This window comes from Pedobacter gandavensis (assembly GCF_014172405.1).
GTDB lineage: Bacteria > Bacteroidota > Bacteroidia > Sphingobacteriales > Sphingobacteriaceae > Pedobacter > Pedobacter gandavensis.
Genome location: NZ_WNXC01000003.1, coordinates 387795 through 403684 on the forward strand (window position 1 = coordinate 387795; position 15890 = coordinate 403684).

Annotated in this window: 9 protein-coding genes; 1 reads left to right on the forward strand and 8 read right to left on the reverse strand. The window is 40.3% G+C overall.

The window, feature by feature from the left end; genetic code table 11:
• Positions 1-60: 60 nt before the first annotated feature.
• The 4 genes from GM920_RS11920 to GM920_RS11935 all read right to left on the reverse strand — a co-directional run bounded on the left by GM920_RS11920 (position 61) and on the right by GM920_RS11935 (position 7256).
• Positions 61-1077 (reverse strand): SusE domain-containing protein, encoded by a 1017-nt coding sequence (locus tag GM920_RS11920; RefSeq protein WP_182957405.1) that lies wholly within the window; start codon positions 1075-1077, stop codon positions 61-63.
• 19 nt (positions 1078-1096) lie between these two features.
• Positions 1097-2608 carry a RagB/SusD family nutrient uptake outer membrane protein gene (locus GM920_RS11925; RefSeq protein ID WP_317171541.1) on the reverse strand — a complete coding sequence of 504 codons (1512 nt, stop codon included), beginning with the start codon at positions 2606-2608 and terminating at the stop codon, positions 1097-1099.
• Between the two features lie 86 nt (positions 2609-2694).
• Positions 2695-5676, reverse strand: a complete 2982-nt coding sequence (locus GM920_RS11930) for a SusC/RagA family TonB-linked outer membrane protein (protein WP_182957410.1) — start codon at positions 5674-5676, stop codon at positions 2695-2697.
• A gap of 566 nt (positions 5677-6242) precedes the next feature.
• Positions 6243-7256 carry a LacI family DNA-binding transcriptional regulator gene (locus GM920_RS11935; RefSeq protein WP_182957413.1) on the reverse strand — a complete coding sequence of 338 codons (1014 nt, stop codon included), beginning with the start codon at positions 7254-7256 and terminating at the stop codon, positions 6243-6245.
• 183 nt (positions 7257-7439) lie between these two features.
• On the opposite strand from GM920_RS11935, the gene GM920_RS11940 reads away from it, so the two are divergent.
• Positions 7440-8606 carry a fatty acid desaturase family protein gene (locus GM920_RS11940; protein ID WP_182957416.1) on the forward strand — a complete coding sequence of 389 codons (1167 nt, stop codon included), beginning with the start codon at positions 7440-7442 and terminating at the stop codon, positions 8604-8606.
• A gap of 9 nt (positions 8607-8615) precedes the next feature.
• On the opposite strand, the gene GM920_RS11945 is transcribed toward GM920_RS11940, so the two are convergent.
• The 4 genes from GM920_RS11945 to GM920_RS11960 form a co-directional block, all read right to left on the reverse strand.
• Positions 8616-9524 carry a glycerophosphodiester phosphodiesterase family protein gene (locus GM920_RS11945; protein WP_182957418.1) on the reverse strand — a complete coding sequence of 303 codons (909 nt, stop codon included), beginning with the start codon at positions 9522-9524 and terminating at the stop codon, positions 8616-8618.
• 80 nt (positions 9525-9604) lie between these two features.
• Positions 9605-11020, reverse strand: a complete 1416-nt coding sequence (locus GM920_RS11950; protein ID WP_182957420.1) for a calcineurin-like phosphoesterase C-terminal domain-containing protein — start codon at positions 11018-11020, stop codon at positions 9605-9607.
• Positions 11021-11023: 3 nt separating this feature from the next.
• Complete coding sequence (locus tag GM920_RS11955) at positions 11024-12484, reverse strand: SusD/RagB family nutrient-binding outer membrane lipoprotein (protein WP_182957422.1); 1461 nt, start codon at positions 12482-12484, stop codon at positions 11024-11026.
• Positions 12485-12548: 64 nt separating this feature from the next.
• Positions 12549-15809 (reverse strand): SusC/RagA family TonB-linked outer membrane protein, encoded by a 3261-nt coding sequence (locus GM920_RS11960; protein ID WP_235964508.1) that lies wholly within the window; start codon positions 15807-15809, stop codon positions 12549-12551.
• Positions 15810-15890 lie beyond the last annotated feature (81 nt).

Genomic DNA, 15890 nt, shown 5'->3' on the forward strand with positions numbered 1-15890 from the left:
ATTTCAAAAGAAACAGGTTTCTTTCGGGTTATGAAAACCTGAGAGAAACCTGTTCTGGTATTAATTTTTAACGAGGGTATATTTTAAGTTTGGAATATCGAAAGTAATGGTATAGTTCCCTGCTTGGGCGACTGGAATATTAGTGCTGGAATTAAAAACAAGATTGCCTCCACTTCCACCATAATTGGAACCGTAATCATGATTCTTTCTGAATTTTAGCTCTCCTGCCAACAGGTCTGCGGTTACTTTCCAGGTTTTTTTTCCGTCATTAATGAATTTCATATCGATGTCACTACCCCAGCCCAGTGGCGTAGCGCTACCAGTCATAGACCATAAATCGGCTTCTACAATAGAAAATGTTTTAGTATTCAGATCTACACTAATCAATTGAGTACCGGCTTTTGGTACCGCCAGATTACCTGCGCTTCCGTCACTGCTGAGCAGGCCGCCTAGCACGCCATAAGAAAAATCCCAGCTCTTTTTAGGAGTAATTTTAAACTGAAGTTGATCGGTAGGAAAGTTAATAATCCCCGTGTATTTACCATCACTATCCGGAGAAACCAAACTATCGGCAGTTGCCACTCCCCAGCCATTATAAGCCCCCGGAGCATAAACCCATGAAGCCGCAAAATAAGGCGTTGCTTTCAAGGTCAGCACATTCGAATAAGTGATTGCATTTGGTGCCGGAGCAGATTTTAACCGGACTTCTATTTCTGCAGGAACCTCTGCTTTAAATCCAAAGCCAAGTAAGATGGCATTGATCTCGCTCACTTTTGGTGCATAGCTGGCGGTCGTCACCACAACTTCCGTAGGATTAGAAAAATCTTTACCTTTTCTATCTATCTGAATGGTGGTGGTCACCGGGATAATTACCCCGGTAATAACAGGAGCAGGAAAACTAAGGGTTACTGCGGTATTCGCTGCATTGGCTAAAGATAAGTCCAATGCGCTGGTACTCGCAGTTAAGGTCCCTGCCGGGCTCACATTTGACACGAGTTCTGTTCCATCCTTTTTACAAGACCACAATCCTATGGCCACTAAAACCAAGGAAATATATTTTATGATATTTGATTTCATCTGAATTTCTTTCTTAGGGTTAATAACCAGTATTTTGAGCCAGATTTCTATTGGCAATCAGGTCTGCTAATGGCAATGGATAGATGTTGCGTGTTGCAGCTACTCCAGCACCAGATTTTACCCCACCTTTATAAGGCCATAGATATCCAGCTTCGGTAAACTTTTTGTAACGGACTAAATCTGTACGGCGGAAACCTTCCCAGTACAATTCTCTACCACGCTCATCCAGGAAGAAATCAACATTTATAGTGGATACATTTCCTGAAGCATTGCCGTAAGCACGCTGACGTAAATTATTCACATACGTTAATGCTTGTCCGACAGAACCACCGGAACCACCACGTGCTACCGCCTCACCATAGATCAGGTATTGCTCTCCAAGACGGAATAGCGCGAAATCTAAAGAGCTGAATTTTCCTTCGATAGAAGGTGCTGGCACCCCTTTGGAATCCACATTTCTAAACTTTACTACCCTCAAACCATCGGTAAAAGTATTCACGTCATCATTTTCCAGTTTAGTACCAAAAAACAAGGCTCTAGTATCAGTAGCACCGCTATAATCCGTAAATAATTTAGGCAGGTTAATGCGACTTCGGTTACCGCCCCAACCACCAGTTGGCACACCAAATTCCCCAGGTTTCATATCTCCATTAATCGCAGCATTGATCAGGTAAGTTGTTCCACCATCATTTTGAGTATGTAAACCATCATAATTGATCGTCAAAATATTTTCTTTGCTGGTGCTACGGTTGTCTGTCAGGAACAAGTTTTTATAAACTGTTGACAAGGTATAACCGCCATTGATCACTTTACTAGAATAAGTAATGGCATCAGTATATCTGGCTGTACCTGTATATACTTCTGCATTCAGGTATAATCTGGCTAATAATGACCAATCTGCACCTTTATCTGCACGTCCATATTCATTAGTCATTGGATCAGCCAACTCCCCTTCAATTGCTTTCAACTCAGACTCCACATATTTGAAAAGGTCTGCTCTCTGAATTTGTTTAGGTGCCACTTTTCCGATCAGGTCATTTTCCGTCACGAAAGGAGGATTGCCATAACCATCCAACAATACCCAATATTGGAATGCACGTAGGAAACGGGCTTCCGCACGGTAACGTTGAACATTTGTTGCATCCTGACCTGTGATGCCGCGACTTGCCAATTTTTCTGGTGTACTTTCTCTCAGGAAATCATTACAAACTGTAATCTGATAGATACTTCTCGAGTACAAGCCTCTGATAAAGATATTTTCTGAAGTCCAGGTCATCTTGTCTAATTCCGGAATTCCGTCATCATTCCATCCGCAGATGGCTTCATCTGTTGGCAATTCCTGCGACATCCAGAATAACCTCAGGAAATCTGTAAAGCCTGGGTTTAAACCGCCAATGTCACTTTCCCCAGTCGCGCCACTTGGGTGCGTTAAGGCATAACTCGCATATAATTTTACCAGTTGGCTTTTATAACCTGCTGGATTGGCATAAGCCTGGTCCGCTACTAAATCATTAGTAGGTCGTAAGTTCAAGTCTTCTTTTTTACATGAGCTTATAAAAACCAGTAAAACGCTTGATATGGTGAATATTTTAAATAAATTTCTCATCCTGATAAAAATTAAAAGCCAACATTTAAGCCCAACGTATAAGTTCTAGGTCTTGGGTATAAGTTATAATCAATACCTGAAGTGATTTCAGGATCCAGTCCTTTGTACTTCGTCCATACAAACACATTCTGCACATTTGCCGAAATACGAATTGTTGTATTTCCATTTCTAGAGATTTTGCCTAAATCATATGCCAATCCTGCATTGTCCATTTTCAGGAAGGAAGCATTTTTCATGTAGTAATCACTTAGGTATTCGTTATTCGTGAAATTGGTTTTGTAAACATCAACATTGGCATTATTGATCAATCCACTCGGACTTAAGATATTGCTTCTCACCCCAAAATTTGAAGACACGTTATCATACACGTAATTACCGATATTGGCTCTCATTACTGTGCTTAAGGTCCATTTCTTATAGCTGAAAGCACTGTTAAAGCCAAATGTGAATTTCGGATCAGGAGAATGAAAGAAATATTTATCATCCGCATTCACCACACCATTACCATCAAGGTCGGCGTATACGCCCTGTAAAGGCATTCCACTTGCATCATAGATCTGTTTTTTCACGAAGAAAGATCCTGGAGCCTGTCCAATTGCATTATACTTGATGTTGTTTCCAGTACCACCGGTAATTCCACCAGCATCGATCTTGAAATTAGGATCCGAATCAAGTGTAAGGTTCGTTACCTCTCTTTTATTATAAGCCATATTCATCCCGATTTCCCAGCTGGTATTTTCAGTTTTAATTGCTAAAACATTGATGCTGGCTTCCAGACCACGAACATCCATATTACCCACATTGGTGAGTAAACGGTTGTTGTAATTTGTTCCTGAAGGAATGTCGATCGTAGATAAAAGATCTTTAGTTTTCTTGTAATACACATCTACACTACCATAAACTCTGTTTTTAAAGAAGCCATAGTCTAAGCCTACGTTATAAGAAGAAGTGGTTTCCCATTTCAGATCAGGCTCATAGGCTGCCGGTGTATAGTAATCATAAAGGGCATCACCAACCTGGTATTGTCCCTGATTGGTATTTCTGAAATATTTAGCCATGTAGTTATAGTTACCGATACCATCTTTATTTCCGGTCTGGCCATAACTCAATCTCAGTTTCATATCAGAAAACACTTTACTCTCTTTCATGAAATCTTCGCCGATTACTCTCCAGGTAAAACCTACAGAAGGGAAATATCCCCAACGGTGGTCTGCTCCGAATCTCGAAGAACCGTCAGAACGCATGGTAGCTGAAAGAATATAATTATCTGCGTAAGTATAGATTAAACGACCATAAAAAGATTCCAGTTTTTCTCTTTCCACATTAAAAGGAAAGGCTGGTGTTCTGGTGACTGAGGTACCATCAGCTCTATATTCTTCAAAATTGTAGCCGGTGCTTTTATTGTCATAATAACCATAACCGGCAGTTACATCAATTCTACTTTTTAGGCTGGCGATGTCTTTTGCATAGTTCAGGTAAAACTCTGCGATTTTATTATTTTGAGTGTCTTGTGAACGGCCTTGAAAACCTTGTGTTGAGGCATTTTGTGCGGCATAAGCCGGAACAAAGATTCTACCGTATCCTTTAGAGACATCATATCCAAGGTTTAAGTTGGCATGTAATTCCGGAAGAAAGTGGAAGGAATAGTCAAATCTTGCATTACCGAAACTTCTTTCTGTCTTCCCGGTATTGTTGCGTAGTTCTGCTAAAGCAACCGGGTTACGTGGTGCATTCGGGTTAGGTACACTGCCTTTGATCCATTCGAAATAATTGCCAAACTGATTATCGGCATGTAGTGGTTGTGTAGGGTCAAACTGAATTGCCGAAGCTCTGGCAGCCTCATTAGCAAACCTTGCTTCTGATAATGATCCTTTTAAACTCAGATCAATTTTCAAATGATCGGTAAATAACCTCGGTGCAATGCTGAAAGTACCGGTTGCACGTTCAAACTTATCTGTGATTAACAAGCCTTGTTTGTCCAGATAACCTGCAGAAACGCGGTAAGGAACATTTTTGAAGATACCGCCGATACTTAGCGTATTGTCCGTTGAAAAGGCATTTTTATAGATTTCTTTCTGCCAGTCTGTATTGGCATTCCCCAATAAAGCTTTGTAGGTATGATCTGGATTGTCGTCATAGCTCTTATTTCCGTACTGATTCACGTAAGCACGAATTTGATCTGCCGAAAGTACATCGACTGTTTTAGCGATGGTTTCAAAAGAGTTGTTGGTGTTAAAATTAATCACAGGTTCAGCAGAGCTTCCTTTTTTCGTCGTGATTAAAATAACTCCGTTGGAAGCTCTTGATCCATAAATTGCTGTTGCGTTCGCATCTTTTAGAATAGTGAAGGTCTCAATATCATTTGGATTGATCAGGGAAAGTGGACTAGGTGCGTTGTTCACCGTGTTACCACTGAATGGAACCCCATCAATCACCACTAGAGGATCATTGCTGGCATTAAGAGAAGCACCACCACGAATACGGATTGTACTTCCTCCACCTGGCTGACCACCATTAGAGATGACATTTACGCCGGCAACTTTACCTTGAATCAATTGATCTGGTGAAGTAATGGCTCCTTTTTGGAAATCTTTAGCGCTCACTGTAGCGATGGAGCCTGTTAAATCTTTCTTTTGTTGGGTACCATAACCGATCACGACCACTTCATTCAAATTCTGGGCATCTGGTTTAAGGGTTAAATTTAAAACCGTATGACCAGAAATGGTTACCTGCTGCGTTAAAGCAGTATAGCCAATGTAATTTGCGGTAACAGTGGTTGCACCGTTCGGCAGTCCAGTTAGACGATACTTTCCACTGGCATCTGTCATGGTACTCTTATTGATATTTTTGATTTGAATAGACGCACCGGGAAGTGGCAATCCGGTCTCATCTAAAACTGTTCCAGTTAGTGAACTGGTTTGTGCCTGAGCTGTCAATGTTGCGAGAACAAGGAACAGCAATAAAAAAGGCTTCAGCAGGTAAAATACTTTCATATTTATAGCTTGTTTTTAGGGTAAATATTTGGTTAGTGTATGGTGCTTATAATGCTCATGGTAAATAAGCGAAGCGTACCTGATAAATCAAAATATTATATGTTATTTTTTTTTAACACCATATTTTATACTTCAAAAAGTAAAAACAGAGATAATAAATTTGTTTTTGTGTTTTTGAAAATCTACACTTAAAAAATATTAAGATCTAATTATCAACAAGTTACAAAAGAAAATAGCTTTAGAAAGTGTATTTTTTACACTTTGCGATTTTAACTAAGTTTTTCGGGAACGATACCGGGAACGTTCCCGAAGTTATCAACAGCTTTTGGAAACCTTGTGGAAAGTCGGAGGTCAAATTCTGCGTAAAATCCCAAAACCCACTAAACTTTTTTCAAAAAACACGTGTTTTAGATGACCTAAAAAACCGGTTATCCAGAGGCTAAAAAGACAAAAAAAATGCCCTTCTTTTCTGAACAAAAAAAGGGCGATTTACCGATCATAATCCTGAGGGACAGCAACCGTTTTCGAAGCCATTATAAAGACGATTGCCTTGTAAAAAGCAAGTATTAAATTTGCTCCGTCGACCGTCTTTTTATCAATTTAGAATTGAGTACTATCTTTTGATTTGGATTCACCTCTTCCGGATCTTCCAACATCCTAAATAAAAGATTGGCAGCCTCAATTCCTATTTTCGTAGCAGGTTGTGTAACCGTGGTTAAAGAAGGGTTTAGTAAAGGGGCAATTTCTAAACTTGAGAAACCAATCACCATTAAATCTTCAGGAATAGAAATCTTCAAGTCATAACAAGCGTAATAGGTGGCAAAAGCCAATCTTTCTACGGAAGTAAAAATCCCATCCGGTTTTATATCCAGCAACAATCGCTTTAAAATCAACGAATTTTTTGCGTAGCTGTTGGTACAGTCCACCACCAGGTGATCTTCGAAAGGAATTTTATATTTCGCCAATGCATCAATATAGCCTTGCATTCTAAACTTACCAATAGACAGATTTTTGTTGATCACCAGGTAGGCAATCTTCTTACAGCCTTGCTTGATCAAATGTTCCGTAGCAGAAAAACTACTGTCATAATCATTGGTGATCACTCTAGGGGTAATGATATCTTCATATACCCGATCAAAAAACACCAATGGCAAGCGTTTCTGACTCAGTTCATTCAGATAAGTATGGTCATTTGCTTCTCCAGACACCGACATAATGATCCCATCTGCTCTACCATTGTGTAAGTGCCTGATGAAAGAAACTTCTTTTTCATAATCATCATCTGTTGCATAAATCAGAATATGGTATCCCTTTCCTCGGGCAATTTTTTCAATCCCATTAATTGCCTGTGAGAAAAAGTTATTTGCCAATTCCGGAACAATCACCGCAATGGTTTTACTTTTTTGCTCTCTCAGATTACTCGCATAATGATTGGGCTGATAGTTTAATTCTTTCGCCTTTGCCAGGATTTTCTCCTTTGTTTCCTTACTAATGTCACTATTATCTCTGAAAGCTCGGGAAACCGTTGAAGTAGATAAATTCAGGGCTTTAGCTAATTGCTTGATATTGATGCTCTCCATCTATGTTCCAATAATGGTTGATATAGAACCATTAATTGAGGGTAAATATAGATGAAAATCTAAACTGCTCGTATTTTCATAACTAAATAATAATATAAGAAAGTGACAGGTCCGTATTAATTGTGCTACATTAGCTAAAATTACCTAGGGGAAAGCCATACATTTAGTACGGAAAAACAATTTATGGCGAGAAAGATTAAGTTTACAAACACCAATAAATCAACATTTTACATTACAGTCCGAAAGAGAGTTGATGCCTATTTTACAGCAAACAACACCACTACTTATGCCAATCCGGCCATGTGGTTCAAAGTTTTTTTCTTCCTTACTGGCTTAACGAGTATCTATTTGTTGCTGTTACTGGGCAACTTCAGCATACCAATCATGCTTGTATTGACAGTTCTTTTGGGGATGTTCGGTGCTTTTGTAGGATTTAATGTTTGCCATGATGCCATTCATAAAGCACTATCTCCGAATCCTACCATAAATAAAGTCTTCAGCTTTATTTTTAACCTGATCGGAGCCAGTCCCTATGTATGGAACATCTGCCATAACATTGTACACCATACCTATACAAATATTGCGGGGCATGATGAAGATATTGATGTGGCACCAGGTTTAATCCGATTTTCAACTTCTGAAACCGTAAACAGGGTACAACAATACCAGCATTTTTATGCTTTTGCGCTCTATAGTCTGGCGATGCTTTCCTGGGTTTTCAGAAAAGATTATAAGAAATTCTTTCAGAAAAAAATTGGTGAGCATGTCTTAAACCACCCTAAAATTGAATACTTCAACCTGTTTTTTTATAAAGCCATTTATTATTTCCTTTTCATTGTCCTTCCTTTAATGGTGATGAACATTACCTGGTGGCAGTTTATTATTGGTTTTCTGGTGATGCAATTCGCGCAGGGATTAGTCTTGGGACTGGTATTCCAATTGGCACACGTGGTAGAAGCTACAGAATTTCCTTTTCCCAATGAGGAAGGTAATATCGAGGAAGCATGGGCAGCACACCAATTGCAAACCACAGCTAACTTTGCCGTAAACAGTTCCCTTGCAGCATTCCTGTGTGGCGGCTTAAACAGACAGGTAGAACACCACTTGTTTCCAAAAATCTGTCATATTCATTACCCAGCAATCAGTAAAATTGTCAAAGAAACCGCAGCAGAATACAACCTGCCTTATAATGAATGTCCGACTTTCCTGGATGCCTTGAAATCCCATTATAAGATGTTAAAGAAGCTTGGAAAAGAGACCTATAAAACAGACCGATATGTGAACAGGGAGATTATTCCATTTCCCGAGCCTGTTTTTCTGGCTGCTGAACCGGTCTCTTATCGCAACTAAGGTGATCTATTATGGCACCAATAAATTAGGATAATCAGAAATGATACCGTCTACCTTCAAATCTTTAAGGGCTTGGATGTCTTTTTCCGAATTTACCGTCCAGGGAATCACTTTGATTTCCAGATCATGGCATTTCTTTACGAGTTCAGCATTCACCATTTTATAAGCCGGGCTCAGGATGAAAGGCGTAAAACCAAGGTCTGCAAGGTTTTCTTCCAGGCTTTTCTGGTTGGATACCAAATAAGAAGTCCTTACTTCCGGGTATTTTTCATTTAATACTTGTAAAGTCCTTTTATCAAAAGATTGAATCACCACAAATGGCGCTATTCTTTTTTTCTCTACTACTGCCATCAACAGCCTCACAAAAGTTTCGGGATCAGGGTTCAACAAGCCATCTCCTTCAGGACTGCATTTCGTTTCTATATTATAGAACACTTGCTTTTTACCTGTTTTTTTTAAGTAATGTTGTACAGAATCAATCAATTCCTCCAGACGAGGAATAAATGTTTTTATCTTTTCTTGCTGAGGGAATGCTGCATAGTATTTTGAACCCAGGTCAAACGCTTTCAATTGCGGGTAAGTCATTTGATATACCGGGTATTTTTTAGCATCCGCAGATAACAATTCATTTCCCTGAGCATCTAACATAAAGGCCGGGCTTAAGTAGTCATCATGCGTTACTACTACTTCCTGATCTTTGGTGATGTGGGTATCCATTTCCAGTGTCGTTACCCCAATATCGATTGCTTTTTTCATAGCTAAGATACTGTTTTCAGGCATTAGTCCACGGGCACCGCGATGGCCTTCGGTACTAAATACCGGATATTTTGCCAAAGAGATCACTTTTACTTGTGCCTTCAGCTCAGACGAATATAATCCGATCACAGCGAGGCCAATCAATAAGGAGTTAATTTTCATGAATTATAGTTTATACTTATTAGGTGATAATTTATACCAATCAAAGTGATGATCATTTTATGCGCTATATATATCCAAATCTAGGAACATGCCATTTCCATAAGATACTCGTTCCCAAAGCGGTCAGTAGCCAATACCTTTACCTTTTTTACTGAAGGTGCAAAATGTGCAGTAAACAGGTGATCCATTTTCTGTGGTTCAGCAAAGGTTCTACCTATTGGCAGCTGATCTCCAAGGTACAGTTTAACCGCTAAAGGATCAAAGCCCTTTTGCTGTTCCATAATCCCCATTGGACGATCATCCAGGAAATAAATAACTTTCCACTCCGGATCCCAGTTCCAGACATTGGCAATAACCCGGGTCTGGTTGGTTAACTGATCCACATAAATACTCATCTGCTCTTTTTTATCCTTTCCGGTTGATTTATAATACCATTTCAACTCATTTCCATCAACCTCATAAACACCGTAGCCTCTTGGTGTCCCATCACTACAGATTGGCCCGGTCCACCATGCGCCACAAACCGTCCCATGATTGTGTTCATAAATACCATCCTGAATGTGATTGGCATTGTAATGGGTATGTCCCGACATGATGTGTACATTTTTATAACCCGCTAATAAAGCATAAAAGTCAGCGTTATTCTTCACAGAATTATATACCGGAATATGCAAATTGATAATCAACAGCTGATCTTTTGGGACTTGCTGTAAGTCTTTTTGCAGCCAGGCCAATTGGTTTTCTGAGATAAAGCCATCGTATTCTCTTTCTTTACCCAGGTAACGCACATTGTCCAAGACCACATAATGTGCCTTCCCCCTATTGAAGGAGTAATAGGTAGGGCCATAAATTTCTTTAAAAGTACGGTCGGAAGTTTCATCTCCGCCCATTCTATAGTCCATATCATGGTTTCCTAATGCCTGGAAAAACGGAATGTTCATTTGTGCAACCGCGGCATTGTAATCTGCAAACAATGCATGATTGTCCCAAACCAGATCTCCAACCCCAATTCCATGGATCAATGCATCTTCCCCTAATGAAGCAACCAATTCCTGAACATCTGGAACAGCTGTTTCCATCATTTGAGCCACATCTTTTTTATTCTTTACCTGCGGATCCGCCCAGATGATAAAGCCATGTTGCTGATCGTCCTTTTTTAGGCGCTTCAGGTCGAAATCGTACTCATTTCTACTCCCCAGAAGATGATAATGACTCGCCAAACTGGCTTTCGTTGGAAACTCATAACCGGCCGGCGTACTCAACCAGACTGTTGATGCCATTGGATCAGTCTTGATTTTATAATTTCCTTTGGCATCCGTCCTTACCACAGAGTAGCCATCAGAAACCACTATATTGGCCAGTCCTTTTTTACCAGAGGTCACCCTTCCTTTGATGGTATTTCCTCTTTGCAATGCAGCGAAGGCATCATTATTCAAGCTGACCACCAAACCGGTAGTCAGCATGCTAAAATTCTGTATAAATAATCTTCTGTTCATCACTTATTTCTCCCACCAAACTTTAGTCATCACGTTGTCTCCACCGATACGATCGGCAGCAATTCTATAATTTTCCGGATTAAATCTACGCACATCATTATGGTACATAAAGCGTGTAGGCATCTCTCCATTATGCAACATAAAAGCTGTTTTTGGCAATTTAGGAAAACCGGTACGGCGATATTCAAACCACTGCTGGTAGTCATTAAAGAACAAAGCCAAATACTTCTGATTCATAACCTGTTCTAGTGTTCCGTTAAAAGCAGCATTAGGGTTGCTAAAATAATCGGCAGGCATTACTCCATTCGGCCATTGCGTAACCGCAGCGGCTACTCCTTTTTCATAAGCGGTTTTTGCTGCTGGCAAATCGCCGGTTACTAATGCCACTTCCGCTTTAATAAATTCTACTTCCGCATAGCTCATGATCACCTCATTAATTGCTGTACCTACTGCCGCCGGGAACATTAAATCTCCGTTAGGTCCGCTTGGCGTAAAGCCAAATTGTGAATCTTGCCCGGAATGACCAGCAGTATATCCTTTAAAGCCTATATCTACAGGTTTTTTATCTACAATTTTAGAGGCTTTAGTCATAAACAATGCTCTTCTAGGGTCATTAACACCATTCAACATGTCTACAAAAAATTCTCCCATGGCTTCAGAATTCACATAATCCTGACGTCTGCCCCAGGCATAATCATAAGGTGCAATTCCGGAAACCTTAACAATTGCAGCTTCTGCATTACTGGTAAATACCGGATATTTCACAGGATCAGCAATCATCGCCTTTAAACGTTCATAACTTTTGAACTCCGTTCTTTTAGAGAGACGTAACAGCATGCGCATCAATAAGGAGTTATTGAACTTCTGCCAGTTTTCCTTCTTATTAGCATATAAAAAGTCATTGCCAGACATCGCTCCTTTTTCCGTAGCATAAATGGTGTTTGCTTCTTCCAGCTGTTGGAGTAAGGAAACATAAATTTCTTCCTGTGTATCAAAGCGGGGCTGAGTAATCTTTTCTTCTGCGCGCATTGCCTCAGAAAAGGGCACATCACCAAAGCTATCGGTCAGGATTCCACTGATATAAGCCTTCATTGTAGTTGCCACCGCCTTGTAAACCGGCATATTAAACACCTTTGCCGAAGCTTCCATCTCTTTTACATTGCGCAAATACTTATAGCAATTGTTCCAGGTCCCATTTCCTTCAGATTCCTGAACATCATAGCGGTGAATACCAGCAGAAAGACTAGGGTTAGGCAAGCCTACTTGCATGATCTGCCAGGTAAAGTTGTAACTTCTCACCGTAAAGTAAGTACTCATACCATACATGGTAGGTGTTAATAAACTTCCCGGAACAGCAGTTTGCACCAAATTAGGATTGGTATTCAGTTCTTCAAAATCCTTCGTACAAGAAGAAAAAACCATCAGATTCACCAAAGCAAGAATGGCTGTTATCTTTATTTTCATTTGATTATATTTTTGTAACCTTTTATATTTTATGGCCAATGGCCGTTTTGTTCTTTTACTCCAATTATAGTTGTAGCCTTAAATTCAATCCAAAAGTTCTGGTGCTTGGCAACTGGCCCATTTCAACACCTGGCATCACCGTTGAACCATTTAATGCAGCTGTTTCCGGATCAAAAGCAGGGAATTTAGAAATCATTGCCAGATCTCTGCCATATAGGGCAATTGTAGCACCGGTAATATTCATTTTTTTGATCCATGTTTTAGGCAAGCGGTATTCAATTCTAGCCTCTCTTAATTTCAAGTAAGAAGCATCAAAGCTATTTGTCTCTACGTTTGCGCGACGGTAATAATCGGCATACCAGGTCGCCACTGGTACTCTGGTGGTGTTCGGAGAAAAGCTGCCATCAGTATTTTGCACAACTCCTTCGCCAATTACACCTCCTTCTTCCCTGCCAAGAAGCGTATGTGTTAATTTTCCTTGTTCTGTCATTTTATGGTGTGTTTGAGAATACACAATACCACCAAACTGACCGTCAACCAATACGCTTAATGTAAAATCTTTATACCTGAATTCATTGTGGAAACCACCGCGCCAGTCTGCATACGCATTACCGATTTTCTTCATGTCTGTAGGACGAACCGCAAAACCAGTCTTTTTATCAAAAATTACATCACCATTGTCGTTGCGAACTAGTCCATAACCCCATAAGTCACCAGTAGTCCCGCCAACTGTCGCGATAATCGAAGCAGCACCAGAACCACTTTGTGCAATAATCTGCTGTGCACTCAATACATCCTTACTCAACTCGAGGATTCTGTTTTGGTTTTTCGACCAAGTAACGGTAGAAGTCCAGGTAAAATCACCAGAAACGACTGGTTTGCCACTCAACATCAATTCTACACCTTTATTACGCACCTTACCCCCATTCACAAAACCTTTAGAATAGCCAGTCGTGATGTCTAATGGCACCAATAAAACCTGATTGCTGGTAGTTGACATATATAAATTCACATCGGCCGTGATGCGATTCTTTAGAAAAGCAACATTGGCACCTGTTTCCCAGGAAGTAGACATTTCTGGTTTCAGGTTGTCATTATATAAGGTTCCTGGTGCTTCTGCCGAACCAGGAAATAACGAAGAGCCATAATATTTTTGAGTACGGTAAGGTTCTGTATCCGAACCAATCTGCGCCCATGAAAGTCTTAATTTCGCAAAAGAAACTGCTTTAGGCATTTTGAACATATCCGATAAAATATAACTGGTACTTACAGAAGGGTAGAAATAAGAGTTATTGCCTTTTGGTAAAGTAGAAGACCAGTCATTTCGTCCGGTAATATCCAGATAGATTTTCTTATCCCAATCCAGATTGATCAAACCGAAAGCACTTTGCGTCTCCCGCTTAATCAGTTCATTTTCAGCAAGTGCATTGGTTAATGCATTCGACAACTTATACACTCCTGGTGATAGTAAGCCGCGTGCAACAGAATTATTCTCCTTTAATGTTCTTCTCATTAAGTTTCCACCAAAGGAAGCGCGCAAGCCTAATTTAGGTGCCAGGCTTTTGGTATAACTCAGTAAAGCATCCGTATTGTATTCCTGGAAGTTCACATCCTGTTGCTTGTAATATCCCAATGGAAAATTCGAGGTATCGAATGTGCGGCGTTGTTCGCGAGCATCCACACGCATATTTAGTCCGGAACGCACCATCAACTCCCATTGGTCATTGAAAGTATAAACCCCTTGCAGGTTTCCTTCCAGATTGGTACTATTCAGGCTGTTTGTCATTTCATTGGCAATCAGAAATGGATTTTCTATGTAGGAGCTAAAAGGGTGAATCTGTTTCAACTGCTCCAGACCTTTCTTCCACATCGGTTTATACCAATTCAAATCCACATTTGGATTTTGGAAGATCATAAAGTAACCAATCGACTGACCGTTGTATCCAGTCCCCGGAAGGTTATCACTGGTTTTATTGGTGTAACTGATTTTTCCATTCAGTTTCATTTTCTTTGAAATCTGCATACTGGTATTCAAGGATGCGACCAATCTTTCAAAGCCTGTATTTGGCATGATCCATTCATTTTTGGTATGTGTGATGGAAGCTCTGGCAGTAAAGTTATCTGTACCACCATCCAGAGCAACACCATTCTGAAGCGTATAACCGGTACGCCAGTATCCTTTAATATTGTCTTTATATGGAACCCATGGTGTACGTGTTAAACCCTGACCTTCTAAATTGGGATCATATTGAAAATAACTCTGACCATTAAACTTCGGACCGAATGCGCTGGAGGTGGCACTGGTACTTACTCCATCCGCAGAGGCGCCATAAGAGTAATACAATTCACCCGCAGCATTTCTATTGTCATTTCCCTGACCATATTCATACTGGTAATCCGGCCAGCGCAATACATCATTGATGCTCGTATTAGAGTTGAAAGTAATACCCAATCCTTTTTCTCTTTTAGCACCTGATTTAGTGGTGATGATCAATGCCCCATTTTGTGCCCTGCTACCATAAAGCGCGGCCGCAGCTGCACCTTTTAATACCGTTACTGAAGCGATATCATCCGGATTAATATCGGAGATCCCATTTCCAAAATCGATTGGAATGTCTTTATCGGCACCGGAAGAACCTGCACCGTAAGCATCATTTACACCAGAACTCGCCGCACGGGTCAAGATAGGCACCCCATCTACCACAATCAATGCCTCATTATTACCACTCAGGGAGCGATCACCACGAAGATTAATTCTCGCACTATTAATCGGTCCTGAGCCTGTTTGCGTCAACATCATTCCCGGTACTTTACCTTTTAAGGCATCAGACCAGTTATTAGAAGGTGCATCAGAAATATCTTTCCCAGTCACCACGGTCGCGCCGAAGCCCAGGGATTTTGCTTCACGTTTGATTCCCAACGCAGTCACAACGACCTCATTTAGCTCATTACTCGACTCCGCTAAAGAAATTAGCACCTGACTTTGGTTTTCATTAAATGTTTTTGTAGCTACATTGTAGCCAATCATATTAAAGGATAATACAGTTCCTTTCGGAATGATCAGGTTAAAAGCACCTTCAGCATTTGTAGCAGCGATTACTTTTCTATGCTGATCCGTAATGGTAACCCCAGGCAATGGCTGTCCGTCCTTTTGATCTTTCACTATCCCCTTAACTGTAACCTGCTCTTGTAAAATACTACGCGATTTAACTACAGGCGTAGCAGCCAATATTTCGCCGGCAGGCACAATCGCCATGGCCAGGAAAATTGCCCTGTACTTGAAAAATTTCGTAAACCGTTGATGATTGGTAAAAGTTTTCTTCATTATCGTTATCAATTGTGTGTGTTTAACATGCTGGAACCCTCACATTTCGTTTCATTTCCATTTTGCGTTTCGCCGCAAATA

What these genes read in the sequence shown, in the direction of transcription:
- GM920_RS11920 (WP_182957405.1), bottom strand. Translation starts at nt 1,077, where the DNA reads ATGAAATCAAATATCATAAAATATATTTCCTTGGTTTTAGTGGCCATA.
- GM920_RS11930 (WP_182957410.1), bottom strand. Translation starts at nt 5,676, where the DNA reads ATGAAAGTATTTTACCTGCTGAAGCCTTTTTTATTGCTGTTCCTTGTT.
- GM920_RS11935 (WP_182957413.1), bottom strand. Translation starts at nt 7,256, where the DNA reads ATGGAGAGCATCAATATCAAGCAATTAGCTAAAGCCCTGAATTTATCT.
- GM920_RS11940 (WP_182957416.1), top strand. Translation starts at nt 7,440, where the DNA reads ATGGCGAGAAAGATTAAGTTTACAAACACCAATAAATCAACATTTTAC.
- GM920_RS11945 (WP_182957418.1), bottom strand. Translation starts at nt 9,524, where the DNA reads ATGAAAATTAACTCCTTATTGATTGGCCTCGCTGTGATCGGATTATAT.
- GM920_RS11950 (WP_182957420.1), bottom strand. Translation starts at nt 11,020, where the DNA reads ATGAACAGAAGATTATTTATACAGAATTTTAGCATGCTGACTACCGGT.
- GM920_RS11955 (WP_182957422.1), bottom strand. Translation starts at nt 12,484, where the DNA reads ATGAAAATAAAGATAACAGCCATTCTTGCTTTGGTGAATCTGATGGTT.
- GM920_RS11960 (WP_235964508.1), bottom strand. Translation starts at nt 15,809, where the DNA reads ATGAAGAAAACTTTTACCAATCATCAACGGTTTACGAAATTTTTCAAG.